Source organism: Actinokineospora sp., from assembly GCF_050699995.1.
Lineage (GTDB): Bacteria > Actinomycetota > Actinomycetes > Mycobacteriales > Pseudonocardiaceae > Actinokineospora.
Genome location: NZ_JBOHGC010000127.1, coordinates 21,009 through 41,282 on the forward strand (window position 1 = coordinate 21,009; position 20,274 = coordinate 41,282).

Annotated in this window: 25 protein-coding genes; 11 read left to right on the top strand and 14 right to left on the bottom strand. The window is 67.9% G+C overall.

Going from position 1 to position 20,274, the window contains the following annotated elements:
• Positions 1–95 precede the first annotated feature (95 nt).
• On the top strand, positions 96–1,040 hold the full coding sequence (locus ACRDSQ_RS07410; protein ID WP_431419884.1) for a heme o synthase: 945 nt from the start codon (positions 96–98) through the stop codon (positions 1,038–1,040).
• A gap of 66 nt (positions 1,041–1,106) precedes the next feature.
• Here the strand turns inward: ACRDSQ_RS07410 and ACRDSQ_RS07415 are convergent, their stop codons facing one another.
• The 6 genes from ACRDSQ_RS07415 to ACRDSQ_RS07440 form a co-directional block, all read right to left on the bottom strand.
• Positions 1,107–1,883 (bottom strand): ESX secretion-associated protein EspG, encoded by a 777-nt coding sequence (locus tag ACRDSQ_RS07415; protein WP_431419886.1) that lies wholly within the window; start codon positions 1,881–1,883, stop codon positions 1,107–1,109.
• A gap of 5 nt (positions 1,884–1,888) precedes the next feature.
• A complete protein-coding gene (locus ACRDSQ_RS07420) occupies positions 1,889–3,139 on the bottom strand; it encodes a PPE domain-containing protein (protein WP_431419888.1) in 1,251 nt (416 codons plus the stop codon).
• Positions 3,140–3,210: 71 nt separating this feature from the next.
• Positions 3,211–3,798 (bottom strand): DUF3558 domain-containing protein, encoded by a 588-nt coding sequence (locus ACRDSQ_RS07425; RefSeq protein WP_431419890.1) that lies wholly within the window; start codon positions 3,796–3,798, stop codon positions 3,211–3,213.
• Positions 3,795–4,097 carry a PE domain-containing protein gene (locus tag ACRDSQ_RS07430; protein WP_431419893.1) on the bottom strand — a complete coding sequence of 101 codons (303 nt, stop codon included), beginning with the start codon at positions 4,095–4,097 and terminating at the stop codon, positions 3,795–3,797. The genes ACRDSQ_RS07425 and ACRDSQ_RS07430 overlap by 4 nt, the downstream gene beginning before the upstream one ends.
• A 52-nt stretch (positions 4,098–4,149) precedes the next feature.
• Entirely contained in the window at positions 4,150–4,947 is a 798-nt protein-coding gene (locus ACRDSQ_RS07435) for a hypothetical protein (RefSeq protein WP_431419894.1), read from the bottom strand.
• Positions 4,937–5,386, bottom strand: a complete 450-nt coding sequence (locus ACRDSQ_RS07440; protein ID WP_431419896.1) for a hypothetical protein — start codon at positions 5,384–5,386, stop codon at positions 4,937–4,939. Before ACRDSQ_RS07440 ends, ACRDSQ_RS07435 begins: the two co-directional genes overlap by 11 nt.
• 127 nt (positions 5,387–5,513) lie before the next feature.
• Between ACRDSQ_RS07440 and ACRDSQ_RS07445 the strand changes: the two genes are divergently transcribed.
• From ACRDSQ_RS07445 to ACRDSQ_RS07465, 5 genes are all read left to right on the top strand, one after another.
• Entirely contained in the window at positions 5,514–6,410 is an 897-nt protein-coding gene (locus ACRDSQ_RS07445; RefSeq protein ID WP_431419898.1) for a helix-turn-helix domain-containing protein, read from the top strand.
• Positions 6,376–6,555, top strand: coding sequence for a DUF397 domain-containing protein (locus ACRDSQ_RS07450; protein WP_431419899.1), 180 nt, complete (start codon positions 6,376–6,378; stop codon positions 6,553–6,555). The genes ACRDSQ_RS07445 and ACRDSQ_RS07450 overlap by 35 nt, the downstream gene beginning before the upstream one ends.
• Before the next feature lie 83 nt (positions 6,556–6,638).
• The gene (locus tag ACRDSQ_RS07455) at positions 6,639–6,917 is read left to right on the top strand and encodes a hypothetical protein (protein ID WP_431419901.1); all 279 of its coding nucleotides are present in this window, start codon (positions 6,639–6,641) and stop codon (positions 6,915–6,917) included.
• Positions 6,918–6,923: 6 nt separating this feature from the next.
• Entirely contained in the window at positions 6,924–7,874 is a 951-nt protein-coding gene (locus ACRDSQ_RS07460; RefSeq protein WP_431419903.1) for a hypothetical protein, read from the top strand.
• Entirely contained in the window at positions 7,871–8,464 is a 594-nt protein-coding gene (locus ACRDSQ_RS07465) for a DUF3558 family protein (RefSeq protein ID WP_431419904.1), read from the top strand. The genes ACRDSQ_RS07460 and ACRDSQ_RS07465 overlap by 4 nt, the downstream gene beginning before the upstream one ends.
• A gap of 118 nt (positions 8,465–8,582) precedes the next feature.
• On the opposite strand, the gene ACRDSQ_RS07470 is transcribed toward ACRDSQ_RS07465, so the two are convergent.
• From ACRDSQ_RS07470 to ACRDSQ_RS07480, 3 genes are read right to left on the bottom strand one after another with little or no spacing between them, the layout of a single operon-like run.
• Complete coding sequence (locus ACRDSQ_RS07470) at positions 8,583–9,239, bottom strand: HD family phosphohydrolase (protein WP_431419905.1); 657 nt, start codon at positions 9,237–9,239, stop codon at positions 8,583–8,585.
• A gap of 50 nt (positions 9,240–9,289) precedes the next feature.
• The gene (locus ACRDSQ_RS07475) at positions 9,290–9,919 is read right to left on the bottom strand and encodes a hypothetical protein (RefSeq protein ID WP_431419920.1); all 630 of its coding nucleotides are present in this window, start codon (positions 9,917–9,919) and stop codon (positions 9,290–9,292) included.
• Positions 9,916–10,920 (bottom strand): hypothetical protein, encoded by a 1,005-nt coding sequence (locus ACRDSQ_RS07480; RefSeq protein ID WP_431419921.1) that lies wholly within the window; start codon positions 10,918–10,920, stop codon positions 9,916–9,918. Before ACRDSQ_RS07480 ends, ACRDSQ_RS07475 begins: the two co-directional genes overlap by 4 nt.
• 176 nt (positions 10,921–11,096) lie before the next feature.
• On the opposite strand from ACRDSQ_RS07480, the gene ACRDSQ_RS07485 reads away from it, so the two are divergent.
• The gene (locus ACRDSQ_RS07485) at positions 11,097–11,684 is read left to right on the top strand and encodes an FKBP-type peptidyl-prolyl cis-trans isomerase (protein WP_431419907.1); all 588 of its coding nucleotides are present in this window, start codon (positions 11,097–11,099) and stop codon (positions 11,682–11,684) included.
• Between the two features lie 182 nt (positions 11,685–11,866).
• Here the strand turns inward: ACRDSQ_RS07485 and ACRDSQ_RS07490 are convergent, their stop codons facing one another.
• On the bottom strand, positions 11,867–12,835 hold the full coding sequence (locus ACRDSQ_RS07490; protein WP_431419909.1) for a quinone oxidoreductase family protein: 969 nt from the start codon (positions 12,833–12,835) through the stop codon (positions 11,867–11,869).
• Between the two features lie 73 nt (positions 12,836–12,908).
• Here ACRDSQ_RS07490 and ACRDSQ_RS07495 point away from each other — a divergent pair, with 73 nt between their 5' ends.
• Positions 12,909–13,217 carry a hypothetical protein gene (locus ACRDSQ_RS07495; RefSeq protein ID WP_431419910.1) on the top strand — a complete coding sequence of 103 codons (309 nt, stop codon included), beginning with the start codon at positions 12,909–12,911 and terminating at the stop codon, positions 13,215–13,217.
• Here the strand turns inward: ACRDSQ_RS07495 and ACRDSQ_RS07500 are convergent, their stop codons facing one another.
• Positions 13,218–14,177: a COX15/CtaA family protein gene (locus ACRDSQ_RS07500; protein ID WP_431419912.1), complete on the bottom strand. Its 960-nt coding sequence runs from the start codon at positions 14,175–14,177 to the stop codon at positions 13,218–13,220. It abuts the gene before it with no gap.
• 292 nt (positions 14,178–14,469) lie between these two features.
• On the opposite strand from ACRDSQ_RS07500, the gene ACRDSQ_RS07505 reads away from it, so the two are divergent.
• Positions 14,470–14,841 carry a DoxX family protein gene (locus ACRDSQ_RS07505; protein WP_431419915.1) on the top strand — a complete coding sequence of 124 codons (372 nt, stop codon included), beginning with the start codon at positions 14,470–14,472 and terminating at the stop codon, positions 14,839–14,841.
• 13 nt (positions 14,842–14,854) lie between these two features.
• On the opposite strand, the gene ACRDSQ_RS07510 is transcribed toward ACRDSQ_RS07505, so the two are convergent.
• From ACRDSQ_RS07510 to mptB, 3 genes are read right to left on the bottom strand one after another with little or no spacing between them, the layout of a single operon-like run.
• Positions 14,855–15,571: an ABC transporter permease gene (locus ACRDSQ_RS07510; RefSeq protein WP_431419922.1), complete on the bottom strand. Its 717-nt coding sequence runs from the start codon at positions 15,569–15,571 to the stop codon at positions 14,855–14,857.
• Between the two features lie 59 nt (positions 15,572–15,630).
• The gene (locus tag ACRDSQ_RS07515) at positions 15,631–16,557 is read right to left on the bottom strand and encodes an ABC transporter ATP-binding protein (RefSeq protein ID WP_431419917.1); all 927 of its coding nucleotides are present in this window, start codon (positions 16,555–16,557) and stop codon (positions 15,631–15,633) included.
• 11 nt (positions 16,558–16,568) lie between these two features.
• Positions 16,569–18,158, bottom strand: a complete 1,590-nt coding sequence (mptB, locus tag ACRDSQ_RS07520) for a polyprenol phosphomannose-dependent alpha 1,6 mannosyltransferase MptB (RefSeq protein ID WP_431419924.1) — start codon at positions 18,156–18,158, stop codon at positions 16,569–16,571.
• Between the two features lie 201 nt (positions 18,159–18,359).
• On the opposite strand from mptB, the gene ACRDSQ_RS07525 reads away from it, so the two are divergent.
• Entirely contained in the window at positions 18,360–19,004 is a 645-nt protein-coding gene (locus ACRDSQ_RS07525) for a helix-turn-helix transcriptional regulator (protein ID WP_431419925.1), read from the top strand.
• Positions 19,001–20,274 (top strand): Fe-S cluster assembly protein SufB (gene sufB, locus ACRDSQ_RS07530; protein WP_431419919.1); only part of this gene is annotated, 1,274 nt, incomplete at its 3' end. The genes ACRDSQ_RS07525 and sufB, both read left to right, overlap by 4 nt.

Sequence of the window (20,274 nt, forward strand, 5' to 3'; positions counted from 1 at the left end):
TAACATTTCCTTCGGTGTCGCGGGCGTCCCGCGGCGCGGACGCAACCGCCGTGACCGGCGTCTCAGCCGGGTCGCGAGCAGATCTGAGGAGCGAGATGTCGTCGGTGATACCAGTGCCCGTCGACGCCGTTCCCCCGTCAGCGCCGACCCGCGGTGAGGTCTTCAAGGCCTACGTCGCCCTCACCAAGCCGCGCATCATCGAGTTGCTGCTGGTCACGACCGTCCCCGCGATGTTGCTCGCCGAGCGCGGCATCCCGTCGCCGTGGCTGGTGCTGACCACGCTGTTCGGCGGCACCATGGCCGCGGGCAGCGCCAACGCGCTGAACTGCGTGGTCGACGCCGACATCGACGCGCTGATGAAGCGCACCAAGCAGCGCCCGCTGGCCCAGCACGTCGTGCCGACCCGCAACGCGCTCGTCTTCGGCGTCCTCCTCGGCGTGCTGTCGTTCGCCTGGCTGTGGGCGACCACGAACTTCCTCGCCGCGGCCATGGCCGTCGGCGCGATCCTGTTCTACGTCCTCGTCTACACGATGATCCTGAAGCGCCGCACCGCGCAGAACATCGTCTGGGGCGGGGCCGCCGGCTGCATGCCGGTCGTCATCGGCTGGTCCGCGGTCACCGGGGACGTCGGCTGGCCCGCGTTGGTCATGTTCGGTGTGATCTTCTTCTGGACCCCGCCGCACTTCTGGGCGCTGGCGATGAAGTTCCGCGACGACTACGCGGCGGCCGGTGTGCCGATGCTGCCCGTGGTCGCCACGCCGCGGCAGGTGGCCAAGCAGATCGTCATCTACTCCTGGGTGATGGTGGCCTGGACGCTGCTGCTGGTGCCCGCCACTGGCTGGGTCTACACGGCGTTCGCGCTGCTGGCCGGGCTGTGGTTCCTGATCTTCGCCCACCGCCTCAACGGCGCCATCCGGCGTGGTGAGCCGGGCAACCCGATGAAGCTGTTCCACCTGTCGAACAGCTACCTGACGCTGGTCTTCGTCGCTCTCGCGGTCGACTCCGCCTTGGCGCTTCCCGTCACCGGCTGGCCCTTCTAGCTCGCCCGATGCTGGGGGGACGAGCGCCGCGGCGGCCGGTAAGCCAGGCGGTCCAGGCGGCTGAGGTCAGCGGGTCGGGAGCCTGCTGTGGAGTTCGTCGATCTGGCGCGCGATGGCAGTGTCGGTGCCGGGTGTCAGCGTTATCCAATGCCTGCCGCCGCTGGGTTTGCGGGTGAACAGGTAGCGCTGCTGATGCGTGTCATAGACGCTGACCACGTGGTCGGCGCGCACGCGATCCCCGACGCGCGGGGTGCGGGCGGCGCCGAAATGGCCGAGCCGGATCACGTTGCCTGCCACATCGGTGAGTTTGTTCGACTCGCCTTTGCCGAGTCCCTGCGCCGTGAGTTCCCGCGCGAGCGTGTTCCGATCGCTACCCGCCCGGCGGGTGGCGGCATCGAAGGCCTCAGCCGGGATCGTGATCGAACCGCCGGTTCCCGGTGGATGCCCTGGGAGGAACCACACCGCGGTCAACGCGACTCTGGCCGAGGGCACGGCCCACAGGGTCAGGTGATGGGCGTCCAGGACCGCGACCGCGGCCTCTTGGCCGGACCACGCGATAAGGCAGGAGATCCGTGGGCCGAGTAGGTCCATGTGCAGACGGGCGTCGAGTTCCCACTCGGGGTGAACCAGTTTGTTGAACCAGCGTTCCAGACGGGGGTCGAACTCCTGTGGCGTTCCCAAGTCCTTGACAGCCAGTGACTTCCACGCCGCTCGGCGCAACTCGTCGCGTTCACCCATGGTGCGGCCGTGCGAGTCGATCTGCAGGATCGGCGGGAACGCGCCGAGGGCGAAGTGCTCCCACAGGAAGTCGTATTCCGCCCACGTAAGCTCGATCTTGCTCAACGGATCTATTCCCCGATCACCGGCGGTGCGACGATGTGGTTGTCATCCCAGAAGTCGTCGTGCTGGTCGTGCAGGTAGGTGGGGGAGAAGTGCTCCAGGTCTTCCTCGCTCTTCGCACCCGCGCCGCCGGAACCCATCGCTCCCGCGCCCACGCCGCCGCGTCCCGCCGCCGCGCCACCCCGTGTGCCTGCGCCATGTTCGCCCGCCGCGCCGAGGCCGCCGCGAGCGCCTGAACGGTGTCCGTCCTCGGCGAGGCCACCCACGGCGCCGCGCCCGCCACGGGCGTGCTCACCGCCGCCCCCAGTCGATCCGGCCCCGCGCCCGCCACGGGCGTGCTCACCCCCGGAGGTGCCTCCGGCAGGGCGACCGCCCTGCCCAGAGCCGCCCGGCCGAAGGCCGCCGCGGCCGTCGGACGCTGGCATCCCAGGACGACCGGTCGTGCCGCTGATCGGCAATCCGGTACCCGGAGGGTAGGTGTTGCCTGGGCCACCCGATCCGCCGCCGACGGTGGGCTGTCCCCCGGTCACCGGAGTGGGTCCCACCGGCGCGACGGGGCCTGCACTGGACGTGGTCGTCCTGCCGGAGGGCTCGACCACGGTTCGCCCCGCGCTCGACTCGCCACCGGGCGGACCGTCAATGCCGTTGTAGTCGCCCGTGATCACCCCGGTTCCGCCGGTCTTCCCCTGGCGGCCTGATGGGCCCACGAATTCGCCGTCGGTCGAGTGGACCTGGCCGGGTTCGACACTGGGCGGCGGCACCGCCACGACGACAGACTGCGGCGGCACGAACGTGCCCACACTGCCCACCGCGGAATCGGCCTCGGTCGAATAGGCGTTCATCAACTCCACGGCCCGCTGCTTGGCTTCCTGCGCCGCACGTTCCTGTTTGTCCTGGTCGGTCTGTCCGCCGAAGAGGTGAACGAACCCGGCGGAGAGGCCGCCGAAGTCGGAGTTGGCGGTCGAGGTCACCGGCACGGGTTCCGGCATCGAGTTCGACGTATGCGCGAATGCCTCACTGACCTGCCGCACACTCGCATTGCTCGCCGTGCTCGCCGTGCCCGCGTCACCGGCCCACTGCGCCAGCGGGGTCACCCCAGCGGTCATCGACTCGACCGCGAGGCCTTCCCAACTCGCACCGGCCTCGGCGAGCGCTTGCTCGGTGTCGGCCTTCGACTCCTCCATCAGCTTGCTGAACTCGGCCCACGTCTGATCGGTCTCGCCGACCGCGCCCGGACCTTCGGCTTCGGTGCGGACCATCGCGTGGAGCTTCGCGTGCGGATACCACGCCCAGTTCGACACGCCCGACGATTGCTGAGACAGCCGCCCCATCAGGAACCCACCAGCGTCTTCATCGCCGACTCAGCCAACTGATGCGCATACTCACACCGCTCCGGCAACTCATCGACCTTGCTGTCATCCAAGATCACTGTCGTCCACAAGTACTGCCCGTCCGCCACATCGACCGCAACATTGCAACCGAAGTCCCGATCTCCGAGGGTGATCTTTAGTGCCGGGAACCCCGCCACAGGATCGGTTTCTTTCGCCTCGGCGTTGCGACTGCCGTCCAGCCATGTGGCCACGCCCTCGGTGACAACGGTCGTCACGCTGAACGATCCGACATCCGTGCTGAAGAAGCAGTCCGGCGACTTGGTGGTCTCACGGACCCGTGCCTTCCCCGGCTTCTCGATGTGGAACTTCGTCCAGTCCGACTGCGGTATGAGGGTGCACGGATCTTTGCCGACCAGGCGAATCTCGCGAGGCCGTGGGGGCGTGCTGGGTTTCGAACTGGGCTGCTTGGACGTTGTTCCGGACGTTGTGGATGGGCTGGGAACGGCAGTTCCAGATGATGGTTCGCTGCATCCGACAGTTGTGGCCGCGACGATGATCAGCGAGGTCGCGAGCGCGAGTCGACTCATCGCTGCACCTGCTGAAACGCCTGGGCGTTGTTGTCCTCAACCAAGCCGTAGGTTCGGGCGGCCTCCGACAACGAGTCGATCACAGCCGTCAGCTCGTTGATGTATCCACGGGCCGCGTCGAGCGCTGAGGCACCGTTCTCGCCGAGTGCGGCGACGGTCTTCTCGCTGCACGGATCGGTGCCCGGCGGACGGACGGAGACCAACGCATCACGCTTCAGGTCGATGAACTCGCGGACGATCTCGCGGCGGTCTTCGAAGCGGCGTTTGAGCGCGAGGATTTTGTCCGGTTCGACTCGCATGGTAGCGGCTGGTAGGGCTGAGCCGATTTCGCCCAGCGCGTCTGTCGACCCGCTACCGCCGTCCTGTAGGAACGGCATCTCTGTACCCCCTCGTGACCACCCCAGCACTGACCGGAGTCGATGCTAGCAAGCCGCACGGATGCTCTGGGGTGGTTTCGGCGCATGTCACCCTGTGGGCAATCCCGCGCCCACCCGGCCGCCGGCGGCGTGATCGAGCAGGTCGGCGGCGATCCGCCTGCTGATCGGGCAGAACCGGTCGACCGCCGTGGTTCACGTCCAATGCCCCTGGTGCGGTGACCACGACATGGAAGGTCTCGGCGCTGCCGGACTCCGCAGTCAGGTAGCAGCTGGACGACGTGTCGGATGCCAGTATGCGTTCGATGGCGTAGTGCGAGCCGATGCGCAGCCAAACGAGGTGTGACAGCGCGTCCGCGCCACGGCCCGCCGCCATGTCGACGTGTTCGGCGACTTCCGCTGGCATCGGCGATCGCAGCGAGCCGATGGCCAACTCCAACGCGGTGTCGCCGGTTGGCCCCTTCGGGGTGAATGTGCAGAGGAACTTGGCGCGTTGGTTCGGTTTCGGGGCCATGCCGACCGCGCTGATCATCTCGGCAGGGACCGAGCCGCAGGCGTCGCGCGAGTCGATGACCGGGGGAGCGGCGGTGGACAGTTCGTTCACCGGTATCCGCCGGATGACTTCCACACCGTCGCCGATTCGCGCGCCCACCGGGTATGACTGGGCCACGGTGCCCATGTCGGCCGCCCGTGTGAGTGGTCGAAGTGTGCCTTGCGCACAACCCGCGAGTGCCAACGACACCAGCGCCATCCCGCCCATGTGCTTACCGGACAACGGTCTTGCTCCCTTCCAGACACACCACGATTTCCGTGAGCGTGTCGACCAATGCTTGGTATCGGTCAGTGCGGTACACGATGTGGATCTCCCGACCACCGGGCAACCGGACCGACAGCGCGATCGGGCCGAGATAAGGCGGCGCGTTGGCGGGCCGGTCGGTCCACGGCGGCTCGACGAGTCCCTGATACGGGGCGATTGACAGCAGACGCTTGCCGTGCGCCGGGTGCACACCTGGTACCGCGCCCGCGTTCCTGCACTCCACAATGGACAGGAACATGCGGACGGCGTCGAGATCGAGCGTCATCGAATAGTCGTCGACAGCGGCCGGGTAGACGACCAGCCACCGCCGGTTCGGCGTCAGATCGAAGATCGTTGTGCAGTCGCTCCCGTCCGGCTTGCGCCCCTTGACAGTCCACCGCGCCGCGAACACAACCATCCGAACTCCCTACCTCGTCGTTATCTGAACGATAAGATGAGGCTCATCTACATACAATCACACGATTGGGCAATGTTGATGAGCGCCGGTTCCTCGTATCCTGCTCCTTGAACGAGAGGGGAACGACGTGGCTTCAGGTGGACGGACCGCACGACGGAGGCGGCTGGGAGCGACCCTGATCGCATTGCGTGAGAAGGCCGCTCTTACTCAGCGAGACGCTGCCAAGGCGCTGGACTGTTCGGTGGGCAAGGTCGTCAACCTGGAACGTGGCGACGCTGCGGCAAAGAAGGCTGAACTGGAGCTGCTGCTGCGGCTTTATAGGGCTGACGATGACCAGTTCGAGGTCTTGGAGTCAATCCGACGGGAGAGCGCCAAGCGCGGGTGGTGGTCGACTTACAACTTGCCGGAGTGGGTCAAGCCGCTCGTCGGCTTCGAGAGTGAGGCGGTCTCGGCGCGGAATTTCGAGCCGAATCTGGTCCCGGGGCTGCTCCAGACTGAGGCGTACTCGCGCGCGTTGCACGTGGCGGGCAGGCAGCTCACACCTGTCAACCTGGTCGACAAGTTTGTCGCCGCTAGGAAGGAGCGCCAGCAACGGCTCACGGTTCGCCTTCCGGCGTTGGAGTTGTGGGCGATCATCGGTGAAGAAGCGTTGCGGCGGCCGGTACTTTCCGCCGGGGGAATGGCGGATCAGTTGGACCACCTTGCCGACATGGCGAAGGCTCCCCATGTCAAGATCCAGGTGTTGCCGCTCGTATCGGGCGCTCATCCGTCCATGTCGGGCTCGATCTACGTGATGTCGTACGAGGACCCGCAAGATCCAGACATCGGGTGGATCGAGCACCCGCTGGGTGGGTTCGTGGTGGATGACCCGAGGGGTGTCACCACCATGTCGATCGTCTTCGATGATGTTCGCGCCGCCGCACTGAGTGTTCGGGACTCCGCTACGCTGATCTCCACGATCGCCGAGGAGTTCCGTGAGGTACGCGCACATGAAGAACCCGGGGTGGCGCAAGTCGAGCAGTAGCCAGAGCGCGGGTCAGTGTGTCGAGGTCGGGGGTGGGCTTGACACGGTGCGGGACTCCAAGAATCCGGCGGGTCCCTTCCTGGTGGTCGGCACGCCCGGTCTGCGGGCGTTGCTCGCCCTTGTGAAGAGCGCTCGAACGGAGTAGCAACCGGCGCGTCGGTGTCCGCGTCGTACTGGAACAGGGTGGAGCACAGGGGAGCGGACAAGCCGGTGGGGGATGGGTTCAGCGTGCAGTTGAACGAGTTGGAGTTGGCTGCGAGAGTGGACACGGGCACGATCCCGTATGCGGCGTCATTGCTGCGGGCGCCGGTCAGCGACCTGTTCCAGTACGACGACTTCTATGGTTCTGGCCGGTTCGACGCAGCCTATGACGTTCAGGCCGCCTACGAGTCCTATGTGACGTTGCTCGCCGAGCGGCAAGCCAAGGCGTGCAACATCATCGATGCGTCGGCGGAATCCCTGCGCGAGATCATCGCCCTCTATCGTCGCGTCGACGGTCAGGGGTAGATCCGAATGGGGAACTGGGTTTCTGACCGCGATGTTGACCTTGCGCGCGGGTTTATGGAGTCGGCTCTGACCTACATGTTCGACGGTGGCTGGGTCGCCGATTATCCCGGCGATGTGATCGAAGCAGCCCGAGGCCACAGTCAAGCAGTGCTCTGTCTGGAGCCGCAGAAGATCATTGACGAGTTCGATCGGACTCTCCGCGCGGCCAAGTCCGTGGGAGAGAACGCCGAGGCGGTGGCCAAGTTGAGGCTGACGGCGAACACGCACCTTGCAGGCTGGAACGGCTCTGCCGCCAATGCCTACAAGGAACAGATGACCAAGATGGAGATCTTCTGCGACGGCCAGCAGACGGATCTTCTCCAAGCGCTTCAAGGCTTGTCGACGGCGTTCGTCTTGGCGATCGCGGCACGCAGGAGTTATCACGGACTCTGCGTGGCAACTGAGGCCGCTGCCATCAACGAGATCGGCGAACAAGCGAAGCGAGACGCCAAGTTCACTATCGATATCCTCGGTGATCTCGCGAAAGGCGTACTCAGCGCCGATCCTCGTCGTCTGCTCAGCGGAGCACTTGAAACCATGATCGACGTCGGTACCCACGTCTACGAATATGTCATGGGTGGTGACGCGGACGAAGTGATCGGCACGTATCAACGACAAGCCACCGCGCTGCTCGACGGCTTCCAAGATGGCCTGTTGACGATTCGCGATCACTTGCGTCGCCAAACGGAATCGGTGGCTGGAACCGAGGTGGCGCTGTATGAACCGCTTCCTCTGTCGTGTGACGTGGACAGCCCGGACTTTAGGTACGAGACCTTCAAACTCGCTGGCCAGGACGAAGCCGCAGTCGGAACCATTAGCCCACGCGTCGCCGCCGAGCGTGACAGACAAGCGCAAGAAGAACACGACCAAGACAGTCCCATTGGTCGGCGGCTCGCTGGGGACAAGGGAGCGATATGAGGACCTGGAAACACCCTCGAATCGGCTCAATTCGGCGGTGGCTCGCGGTGATCACCTGTGCCGCTTCCACGATCGCCTGCGGGACTTCGGGGCAGCCCACACCCCCGAACTCGACAGCTAGCCGCCCGTCCAGCCCGCCACCGATCGATCGCGAGTTGGACGCGTCCGTCTATCACGGCCGGTTGTGCGAGCTCTTCACCGACGAGCAAGCCAAGGTCGAAGGTTTTGACAAGCCTGGAGAAATCAAGCTCGAAACCAATGACCGTGCTGCCGCATGCTCTCGATTCACAAGTTCCGGCGGTGTATACCGGCACCTCATAATCGAACACTATCCAAACTTTGACTTTCTCGGTTCCGTATACCGGGGTAGGTCGGCAGCGCCTCTTATGTGGCCACGTGAAGACTGGGCACCCCACACCGTGGCGGGGCAGCCGGCGGCGCGAACCACCTTTCCCATCCATAGTGTTTGCCGAATCGCCATTGGCCTCTCGCCCAACCAAGGCATAGTTGTCGACGTCGGCGGAGTGGATCGCGCATGTGCGCAGGCGGACTCGGTGGCTGAGGAGATCGTCCGGAAACTCGGCGGGTGATCAGTTTCAGCCTATTGGCAGCCGATAGCAACGGGGCGGAAGCCATCGTCGACAAACTCCGTGAATGAGCCGACGGCGCAATGTTGGCCGGAGTCGTGGCTGAGCGCGGGTGGTCCGGTCAGCCAACAGCCTTGAGTAGTCGCTCCACTGTGGGATCGTTGAGCGATTCCCGGATGCAGGACCACAGTTCGAGGTTCGCGGTGGCCCACCGGGAATAGCTTGAGGCGGCGGCGGGGGAGTAGAAGTAGAAACCCTCGTCGTGCACGTCGCGCTGTTCGCCGACGATCTTGTCGGCCAGCTCGCGCAGACTGACTCCGTTCTCCGCCAAGTACTTGTGCGCCAACACGACTGGGGTCACCGGCAGCGCCTTGAAGAGCGTGTCCGCGTCGCTGAGCGCTTGGGCTTCCAGCGAGATGTCACGGTGCCGGGTGCGCATCTCGGCTTCGTCGATGAGCGAGTCGATCCAGTCGACCGTGGCCGTGCCGATGCCCGCGTCGGCCAGGATGCGCTTGCGCAGCGCGCTTCCGGCCGCGGCGAAGGAGTTCCGCCGCACGAGGTAGTTGACGTCGTGGACCAGCGCGGCCGTCTCCACGACAGCCACGTCGGAGCCGTTGAGCACGGCAAACTCGACGGCCTTGTCGCGCACGAAACTGACGTGGTGCCAGCCGTGGAAAGGCAGTCGGTCGGCGTAGCGCCTGCACAGCATTCGGACCCGGCGGCTGACGTGCGCGATCGCGTCCGCGCTGACGGTTTCGGACAGAACTGGCGTGGACATGGAGCCCCTCCCGAGCGGTGTGGAATCGGGTGGGGCTGATGGTAGGTGGTTTAGATCCTGCTGGTCAGCTCCTCAAGTCGGGATTCGACGGGGACGTGGCGGTGGCCGATTTTGGTGGCCGGGTCGAACGAGAGGCTGGCGGGGCTCACGGGGCGGGATTTCACCAGGAACGTCATCGTCTGGTCGGCCGCGCTGGGGATGCGGTGGAACTCGTCGGCGAGCAGGAAACCGGACTCGCCCACAGCGCATTCTGTGCGACGGAGCAGGGTCGCCGACGAGATCAGGCCGGTGTTGGGGTCGATCGTGGTGGCGTAGCGCTCGTGGAGGTAGCCACCGCGCAGGATGACCGTGCAGAAGTGGTAGCGGTGGTTGTGCACGGAATCGGCGTAGCCGGGCCGCCAGTCGCTCTGCGGTTTGTACTCGTGCAGCCAGAAGGTGAACGGCTCGGCCGCACGGTCGCGCAGGCACCAGGCGAAGTGGGTCGTGGTTTCCCGGGAGCGGCCGATCAGGGCCGCCGCCTTGTCCGGTCCCAGGCTCAGAAGGTGTTGGCGCAGAACGGATCGCAGCGTCGAACCGTCCACCCAGGACCCGAAGCAGTCGTGCATGGCCGCCCAGCGGCGCGCGGGCGTGGTGCGCATCCGGTCGGCGAGCTCGGACAGCGCGGTCGACAACGGGATCAGGCCTCCAGTTCGGCTTTGGCGGAGAAGTCATGGCGGAACGCGTGGAACTTCGCTTCCAGCTCCCGGAACCGCTTCTCGGTGAGCGCGGTGCCGGTCACCCGCTCGAAGTGCGCCAGGAACTCCGCGCGGGTGGTGTCGGGGGTGATCTGGAACCGCCCGGCGTCCCGGGCGCCGCGCAGCCGCGCGAAATCGGCGCGTTCCATCGAGTAGATGAACGACCCCTCGGAGAAGCGCAGTGTCCTTGGGTAAAGCGAGGCGACGCCCGCGACATCGCTGTAGAGGGTGATCCAGACGCTGTCGTCGAACAGTTCCAGGCGGTCCAGCGGGGGATCGGCGATGACGGTCACGTCGATCACCGAACACCTGGCGCGTGCCAGGTAGAGGCCGACGAGCCCGATGCGGGTCTCCTCGTGCAGCGTCGCCTGGATGCCTTCGTAGTCCGCGTCGACCCCGGCGTTGCGCACCAGGTGCCGGGCGCGTCCGCTGATTGCCGTGCGCTCCCGAGGATCGGCCACGACAGCCCGCACTTCCCATTCGGCGTGGGAGTGCAGCAGGCGGACCGCGGCGTGGCGGCCGGAGAAGCCGCGGAAGCAGAACTGCCTGGTGTCCCTGAGGTCGCGCATCATCAGGGCGTTGAACGTCGGGTCGGGGTCAGTGGTCGCCTCGAAGACGTGGGTGGGGAAGAACTCCTGGTTGAGGGCCCGGTACTCCGCCGACAACTCGCGAAGCGCGCGCCTGCTCTCCTCGATCACCGGCGTCACCATCGCGCGTTGGGCGGCGGTGGCGGTGATCAGCGTCTGGCCGAACCCGACGACCGCGGACACCATGGTCCCGGTCCCGAGCGCGGCGAGCAGATTCTTGGCCGTACCCGGGTCGAGACCGCTCGAAGTCCACATCGACGTTCCCGACACCACGAGCAGGATCAGGAGCAGCAGACCCGTTCGGGTCCAGAAAAGCTCCTGGATCGGGTGGGTGCGGAGGCCCTCGGCATCCGCGGGCACGGTGGTCACCTCCTTGGGGCGCACCCGAACGGACGAACGCGGTCAGTATCCGATCAGGCGCGCGGAGTCACTTTACGCGCCATTTCCCACCCATGGATTGCGAAAATCGGGTGAGGATTCACCTTCGGGCGGACCGGGTGCGGCACCTCGGAGCGCCTTTCCTAGACTCGCTGACCATGCAGAACGTCGGCAAGATCATGATCGCGGCGGCGGTGGCGGTGGGCCTGACGGCTTGCGCCCCGACGGAGCAGGCCTCCACCCAGCCGCAGAGTGGCCCGAGCACCCCGGCCGCGGCCCAGCCCACCAAGACCAGCGAGTCTTCCGCCCCGACCAGCGCGGCCGCCTCCGCCGGCGCCGAGTGCACCGCCGACGACGTCAAGGTCACCGGTGCCGTGAACTCGAAGCCCGAGATCACCATCCCCACCACCTGCGCGCCGCCCAAGAAGCTCATCGTCAAGGACTTGACGCCGGGCACGGGCAAGGAGGTCGCGAAGGGCAGCGACATGCTGACCCACTACCTGCTCGTCACGTGGTCGAACAAGGCCGAGAAGGACTCGTCCTGGTCGCGCAACCAGCCGTTCCCGCTGCAGGGTGTCGGCGAGGCCTCGGTCATCGACGGCTGGAACGAGGGACTGATCGGCATCAAGCAGGGCGGCCGCAGGCTCCTGATCGTGCCCCCGGACAAGGGCTACGGCCAGGGTGGCCGCGGCATCGAGCCGAACGAGACCCTCGTCTTCGTGATCGACGCCGTCCAGGTCACCTGACTGTTCCGCCTCCCCGAAATTCAAAGCTTGGGTCACCTGGCGAGCGGCCGCCGCGGGTAGTCGGTAACCGTGGTCGGCCGCCGTCACGGTGCCCCTTGGGCGCCGGTCTGCGGCGACTTCAGTTCGCCTGCGGGGTTGGACGGGGCCTAGTGTCCCGAGTCGGAAATTCGGCGCTCGGGACACTAGGGGAGCAGCAGGAGCTTTCCCGTGGTGCGCCTTCCCTGCAGATCCTCATGGGCCTGCCGTGCCTCGGCGAGCGGGTACCTGCCGCCGACGCGCACCTTCAGGCTCCCGTCGATGATCGAGCCGAACAGCTCATCCGCGCGCCAGCGCAGTTCCTCTTCCGTCGCAACGTGATCAGCCAGTTTCGGCCGGGTCAGGAACAGCGAGCCGCCCTTGTTGAGCCGCTGCGGGTCCACCGGGTCCACCGGTCCGCTCGCGGCGCCGAACAACGCGAGCGTGCCGCGCCGCTTCACCACCGACAGGCTGCCGTCGAACGTCGTACGGCCGACGCCGTCGTACACCGCCGCCACGCCTTCGTCGTCGGTCAGCTCCAGGGTCCGGGCGACGAAGTCCTCCTCGGTGTAGCGGATCACCTCGTCGGCGCCCGCTTCCCGCGCCAGCGCCTCCTTGTCCGAAGTGGACACAGTGCCGATGACCCTGGCGCCCCGGGCCTTGGCCAGCTGCACGAGCAGCAGCCCGACACCGCCCGCGGCCGCGTGGATCAGCACCGTGTCGACCGGGCGGGCCGGGTAGGTCGAGGTGACCAGGTAGTGGGCGGTGAGGCCCTGCAGCATCGCGGCCGCCGCGGTCTCGTCGTCGACGCCGTCGGGGACGCGGACCGCCACCGTGGACTTGACCAGCACCTCTTCGGCGTAGCTGCCCATCGCGTCGGCCCAGGCGATTCGGTCGCCCACCGCGAAGGTGGCGTCATCGCCGACCGCGGTGACCGTCCCCGCGCCCTCGAGGCCGAGGCCGAAGGGCAGCGGCAGGGGATAGATGCCGTCGCGGTGGTAGGTGTCGATGTAGTTGACGCCCGCCGCTTTCACCCGGACGAGCACTTCGCCGGGGCCTGGGGCGGGGGTCTCCCGGTCTGCGTAGGTCAGTACCTCGGGGCCACCGGTGCGTGTCACCACCACTGCCTTTGTCATGTTCCAAGCATGCCCGAGTGGAACCGCTCACGGTGGACGGGTCTGATCGCCCGGTTGGTCCTAAGCTCGGTCCGTGGCTGACGAGAACACCGAACCCCAGGTCCCCGCCCAGGCCGTCAAGGCCGCCACCGCGTTCATCGCGGACCATGGCAAGCCGAGCCGGGCCGTTGTGCAGAACATCGGGCGCACCGGCGCCCGCGTGGTGCTCGTCGGCGACGACGGCGCGATGGGTGACATCATCGTGCCCAGCCCCGCGTCGGGGGAGGCCCTGGTCGCGCGGATCGAGGGCCTTGAGCTCTCCGAGTGGGACCGCGAGACCGTGGAGGCCACCAAGATCGGCGCCGGTCACCGGCGCAAGATGGCCGCCAGGACCCGAGGCTAGTCAGACCGCGACTGCCCGCGCGTGGTCCGCTTCGGCGGTCGCGCGCGGGTAGTCGCGCGTCGCGCACCACAGGGTCGCGGTGGCCACGATGACCGCCATCGCGCCGAGCACGTGCAGCGACACCAGCATCTCCGGCACGCCCGTCCAGAACTGGACGAACCCCAGCGAGCCCTGCGCGAGCACGACGGCGACCAGGACGTAGAACCGACGCCACAGCGAGCGGTCGGACCCCGACCACAGCCGGAACCCGACCGCGAGCACCATGCCGAGATAGACGAACAGGAACGCGGCGTGCACGTGCGCCAGCGTCTCCACCGGCAGCCCCAGTCGCGGCGTCTCCGGGTCGCCCGCGTGCGGGCCCGCGCCGGTGACCATCGTGCCGACCACGAGCAGCCCGGCGAGCACGACCACCATGGCGGTCAGCAGCCCGCGAAGCCCGCTCGGCCCGCGAACGACCCGCGGGCCGTCACCCTCGTCGACCGCGTGGACGAGCAGCACGGCCAGCCACACCATCACCGCCGAGACCATGAAGTGCACCGCCACGGTCCACCACAACAGGTCCAGCCGCACGGTCGCGCCGCCGATGACCGCCTGCAGGAGCACCCCCAGCGGCATGATCAGCGCCAGCCGCAGGTGGCGGCGGCGGTGCGGGCGGTCCAGGTAGGCAAGGAAGAACGCGGCGATCGCGATGAAGCCGACGACACCGGTCAGCATCCGGTTGCCGAACTCGATCCACTGATGCAGGGCCGCGAACTCCGGGTGGTCGACCGGCACCATGCTGCCCGGATGGCACTGCGGCCACGTCGTGCAGCCCAGCCCCGACCCGGTCACCCGGACCACCGACCCGGTGACCGCGATCAGCGCTTGCGTGACGACGACAGCGATCGCGACGGCGCGCTGGGCGCGGACACCCGGCGCGGGCAGGCGGTCGATCCGGTCCTTCAACGATTGCGGCAGCACGCGACGATGGTATGCGGGCGCCCCTGAGAGCGCGTTCGCGGCCGGTCGGGGATGTGGCGGGCCTCCCATCGTGCGCAGAACGGGGCGAAGCTCGGCAATCTTCGCCGTTCATTCCCACGCAGTGATCATGAGCTACTACACTGAGTCGTCAGAGGGCGAACTCCCCCATCGCCTCTCTCAGCTGTCGCCGGCCCGGTCGCGTCCCCCCTCGACCAGGGCCGGCGGCAGCGCCCGGTGGTCAACCTGTCGCTCCAGGTCTACCGTTGTCTCGACGACGATCACTGGAGGCTCCGTGAACGTGTTCGTGTGGATTGTGCAAGGCCTTCTCGCCGCGGTTTATCTCGCCGGGGGCTCCATGAAACTGGCCAAGTCGTACGACGCGCTCAAAGCCGACCCGAACATGGCCTGGACCGGCGATTTCCCGGCGCCCGTCGTGAAGGGCATCGGCACTCTGGAGATCCTCGCCGCGATCGGGTTGGTCGTCCCGTGGCTCACCGGCATCGCGCCGGTGCTGACCCCGATCGCCGCCGTCGGCATCATCGTGCTCATGATCGGCGCGAGCGCCACCCACCTGCGCCGCGGTGAGACCAAGATGGTCCCGGTCACCCTCGTGCTGGCCCTGCTGGCGGCCTTCGTCGCCTGGCAGCGCTTCGGCGAACTCTGAGGCGACCCGACCGCTAAACGAGCTTGGTGGTGCGGGTGGCCAGCAGCGCCGCGCCGCCGCCCCAGCCCGCGAGGATCGCGAACACCGACCAGTCCGGCACTTTGCCGTCGACCAGTGCTGTCGTCAGTCCCTCGGTCAGCGCCGCGCTCGGGAGCAGGCGGACCACCGTCGCCATCCCGTCCGGCAGTGAGTCGGCGGCGACGATGATGCCGCCCGCCAGCAGCAGCACGAACCACACGATGTTGGCCAGTGCCAGCACGACCTCGGCCTTCAGCGCGCCCCCGAGCAGCACGCCGAGCGCCCCGAACGCCACCGTGCCCAGCACCACCAGCAGCAGTGTCCACACCAGACCGGACGGCGACGGGGACCAGCCCAGCAGGGCCGCGGTCACCGCCAGCAGAGCCAACTGCAGGACCACCACGGCCAACGCCGCGAGCACCCGGCCCGCGACCAGCAGCCAGCGTGGCAGGGCCGTCGCGGCGAGCCGCTTGAGGACGCCGTAGCGGCGGTCGAAGCCCAAGGCGATCGCCTGGCCGGTGAAGGCCGACGACATCACCGCGAGGGCGAAGATCCGGGGCGTCACCGAGTCGACTCGGGGTTCGGGCATGTCGATGATCTTCAGCAGGCTCAGGCCGACCAGCAGTGCCAGCGGGATCAGCACGGTCAGCAGCACCTGCTCGCCGTTGCGCAGGGTCAGCATCGCCTCGGTGCGCGCGTGCGTGATCAGCATCCGCAGGGGCTTGCCCGCCCCCGGCGCCGGTGTGAAGGTGCCGGGCTCGAATCGTGCGGTCACGAGCGCAGCTCCCGTCCGGTCAGGTCGAGGAAGACGTCCTCCAGGCTGCGCCTGCCCACCTGCAGTTCCTGGGCAAGCACGCCCTGCTGGGCGCACCACGACGTCACCGTGGAGACGACCTGGGGGTCGACCGTGCCGGTCACCAGGTACTGGCCGGCCATCGGCTCACTCACCCGGCACCCGTGGGGCAGCGCGGCCACCAGCAGCGTGGTGTCCATCCCGGACTTGGCCCGGAACTTCAGGTGCTGCTCGTCGGCGCCCTGCTCCGTGAGCTCACGCGGGCTGCCCTGGGCCACCACCCGGCCGTGGTCGATGATCACCACCCGGTCGGCGAGCGCCTCGGCTTCCTCCATCAGGTGGGTGGTGAGCAGGACGCTCACGCCGTCGGCGCGCAGGGCGGCCACCAGTTCCCAGACCAGCCTGCGGGCCTGCGGGTCCATCCCGGCTGTCGGTTCGTCGAGGAACACCAGCTCGGGCCTGCCGATCAGCGCGCACGCGAGCGACAGCCGCTGCTGCTGCCCACCGGAGAGGCGCTTGTACGGGGTCCGGGTCGCGCCCGCGAGCCCAAGGATGTCGAGCAGCCACGCCGGGTCGAGTGGGTTGGCCGCGCAGGCCGCGACCAGGGTGAGCATCTCGTCGACCCGCACGCCGGGGTAGGCGCCGCCGCCCTGGGGCATCACGCCGATCCGGGGGCGCAACTTCTCGCCGTCGGTGGCCGGGTCGAGGCCGAGGACGCGCACCGAACCGCCGTCGCGGCGCAGGAAGCCCTCGCAGATCTCGATGCTGGTGGTCTTGCCCGCGCCGTTGGGCCCGAGCAAGGCCAGCACGGAACCACGTTCCACGGTGAACCCGATGCCGTCGACGGCAGGGGTGGACCCGTAACTCTTGGCCAGGTCGGACACCTCGACGGCGGGCACACTCACGACTCGAAAGCCTAAGGCGTGCCGGTGGTCACCCGGCGGGCGGGCGGCCACGGCAGGCGCCGCCACACCACGGCGACCGCCAGCAGGGTCGCCAGGCTCGCCGCGAGGTAGGCGTAGGGGAGCACGAAGATGTGCCCATCGAAGGTCCCGCCGGTCGGCGCCAGCACCACCGCGAGACCCGCGCTGATCACCGTCGCCGCCGTGCGGAACCGGGTGTTGCCCGCCGCGGCGGCCAGCGGGAGCGCCGCCCACAGCAGGTACCAGGCGTGCACGGCCGCGCCGAACACGAGCACCGCGCCCAGGGCGACGCCGAGGCCGGTCAGCGGCCGCAGCTTCCAGCGGAAGCTGTCCAGCAGCAGCTTCGCCGCGATCAGCGGGCCGATGATGGCGCCGAACAGCCGCGCGACGGTGATGGCCGCGTCGGTGTGGTTGCCCAGGCCCATCAGGATGCCCAGTCCGCCCGCGCCGAAGCCGAGCGCGGTCATCGGGGCAAGCCAGCTCTTGATGGTCGACGCGGTGTTCAGGGTGCTCACCCAGCCGTAGCCCAGGCCGCCGCCGAACGAGCAGGCGGTGAGCACGACCAGGAACACAACACCGAGCCCGCCCGCGACCTGGAACAGGTGTTTCCACTTGCCGCCCATCCGCCGGGCGATCATCACCCCGAGGAAGCCCAGTGCCAGCGCCGCCGGGATCTTCACCGCCGCGCCGAGGGTGATCACCGCGCCGCCGATGGCGTACCAGGCCAACTCGCCGCGCTGCCACGGCGGGAACGGGCCGTCCGGGGTCACCTTCGCCATCCGGGTCAGGGCCAGCTCGAAGCCCACCAGCATCAGCCCGATCGCCAGCGCCTCGTTGTGCACGCCCACGACCAGGTGGAACAGCACCAGCGGGTTGGCCGCGCCCAGCCACAGGGCACTCACCGGACTCACCCCGAACCGCTTGGCCAGCCGGGGGAGCGACCACACGATCATCGCCAGGCCGATCAGCGCCAGCAGCCGGTGCAGGGCGACACCGTGCACGACGTGATCGCCGGTGAGCCAGTTGATGGCCTTGCCCAGGGTGAGGAAAAGGGGGCCGTACGGCGACGGCGTCTCCCGCCAGATCGTCGGCACACCCTGGGTGAGCGGGTGGTCGACGCCGAGTGCCTGGGCCGGGCCGAGCGTGTACGGGTCCATGCCGCGGGCCACGATCTCGCTTTGCGCGAGGTAGCTGTAGACGTCGCGGCTGAAACTGGGGACGGTGAACACCAGCGGCGCGATCCACATGACCAGCGTCCGCGCCATCTGCGGCACGGAGACGACCCGCTCGCGGCCAGGGCGCGAGAGCCTGCCCAGGGCCAGCCAGGCCACCACGATCATGAACACGCCGGTGAAGCCGATCGCCAGCGACACCGTGGTCATCCGAATGAACAGGTTGAACACCGGGAGCCGGATCACCGGGTTGAACACCGGAGCGGCCCCCGCGCCCAGCGAGCCCACGGTGAGTAACAGCGCGCCTACCGTGCCGAACCGCCGCACGATGTCGAGCTGCTTGCGCTCCACCGCGTTGAGCGCGCCTGCCTCGTCATCGGACACCCGCACGCGTCGCCCCGCCTCCGCCATCACCACGCGCAAAGACTAACCACCCGGGTGGGTGGGGTGAGGCCGGTCACCGGAAGGCACCCCACCTTTGCCCCTGGGTCGGAAATAAGACACACTTGTGTTGTGAAAAAGACCGCCCCCGCTCCGCGGGCCCCTGAGGAGACCACTGGTCTCGCTGGGGTCGGGCAGCAGGACGGCCGCACCAGGGTTGGTGTGGCCCGCATGCTGCTGGAGCAGGGACCGATCTCGGCCGTCGCGGTCGCCGAGGCGCTGGGGCTCAGCCCCGCCGCCGTCCGCAGGCACCTCGACGCCCTGGTGGCCGACGGGGAGGCCTACACCCGTGAGGCCCCGCGCCTGGGCCACCGCGGCCGCGGCCGCCCGGCGAAGCTCTTCCTGCTCACCGAGGCGGGCCGGTCCCGCTTCGGCCACGCCTACGACGACCTGGCCATCTCCGCCCTGCGCTTCCTCGCCGAGACCGGGGGAGAGCAGGCGGTCCGCGCGTTCGCGGAGCGCCGGATGGGCACCCTGGTCGACCGGCACCGCGCGGCCATCACCTCGGTCGCGGACCCGGTCGCCCGCGCGGAGGCCCTGGCCACCGCGTTGACCCGCGAGGGTTACGCTGCGTCGACACGAAGTGTCGGCGCCGGGGAGCAGCTCTGCCAGCACCACTGCCCCGTCGCGCACGTCGCGGCGGAGTTTCCCCAGCTGTGCGAGGTCGAGACGGCGGCGTTCGCCGCGCTTCTCGGCACCCACGTGCAGCGCCTGGCGACGATCGCGAACGGCGACGCCGCGTGCACTACGCACGTGCCGCTCCAGTCCTCAGGCAAGACCGCTTCACCCGTTCCGCATGGAGGGAAGTCCCTATGACTGCCGCTGCCGAGCAGCGCACCACCACGCAGCTCACCCAGGAAGAGACCATCGACTCCCTGGGTCGCTACGAATTCGGCTGGGCCGACACGGACGTCGCGGGCGCAGCCGCCCAGCGCGGCCTGTCCGAGGCCGTGGTCCGGGACATCTCGGCCAAGAAGAGCGAACCCGAGTGGATGCTCGAGTCGCGGCTCAAGGGTCTGCGGCTCTTCGACCGCAAGCCCATGCCGAGCTGGGGCGCCGACCTGTCGGGGATCGACTTCGACAACATCAAGTACTTCGTGCGGTCCACGGAGAAGCAGGCCCAGTCGTGGGAGGACCTGCCCGAGGACATCAAGAACACCTACGACAAGCTGGGTATCCCGGAGGCCGAGAAGGCCCGCCTGGTCTCCGGTGTCGCGGCCCAGTATGAGTCCGAAGTGGTATATCACAAGATCAACGAGGAGCTTGAGAAGCAGGGTGTCATCTTCCTCGACACCGACACCGCGCTCAAGGAGCACCCGGAGCTGTTCGCCGAGTACTACGGCTCGGTGATCCCGCACGGGGACAACAAGTTCTCCGCGCTCAACGGCGCCGTGTGGTCGGGTGGCTCGTTCATCTACGTGCCCAAGGGCGTCCACGTCGAGATCCCGCTGCAGGCCTACTTCCGGATCAACACCGAGACCATGGGCCAGTTCGAGCGCACGCTGATCATCGTCGACGAGGGCGCCTACGTGCACTACGTCGAGGGCTGCACCGCGCCGATCTACTCCTCGGACTCGCTGCACTCCGCGGTGGTCGAGATCATCGTCAAGAAGAATGCGCGGTGCCGCTACACGACGATCCAGAACTGGTCGAACAACGTCTACAACCTGGTCACCAAGCGGGCCCGCGCCGAAGAGGGCGCGACCATGGAGTGGATCGACGGCAACATCGGTTCCAAGGTCACCATGAAGTACCCGTCGGTGTTCCTGCTGGGCGAGCACGCCAAGGGCGAGGTCCTCTCGATCGCGTTCGCGGGCGAGGGCCAGCACCAGGACGCGGGCGCGAAGATGGAGCACCTGGCGCCGTACACCTCATCGACGATCATGTCGAAGTCGGTGGCCCGCGGCGGCGGCCGCACGTCGTACCGCGGGCTGGTCAAGGTGGCCAAGCGGGCGCATCACTCGAAGTCGTCGGTGGTGTGTGACGCGCTGCTGGTCGACACGATCTCGCGCAGTGACACGTACCCGTACGTGGACATCCGCAACGACGAGGTGTCAATGGGCCACGAGGCCACCGTGTCCAAGGT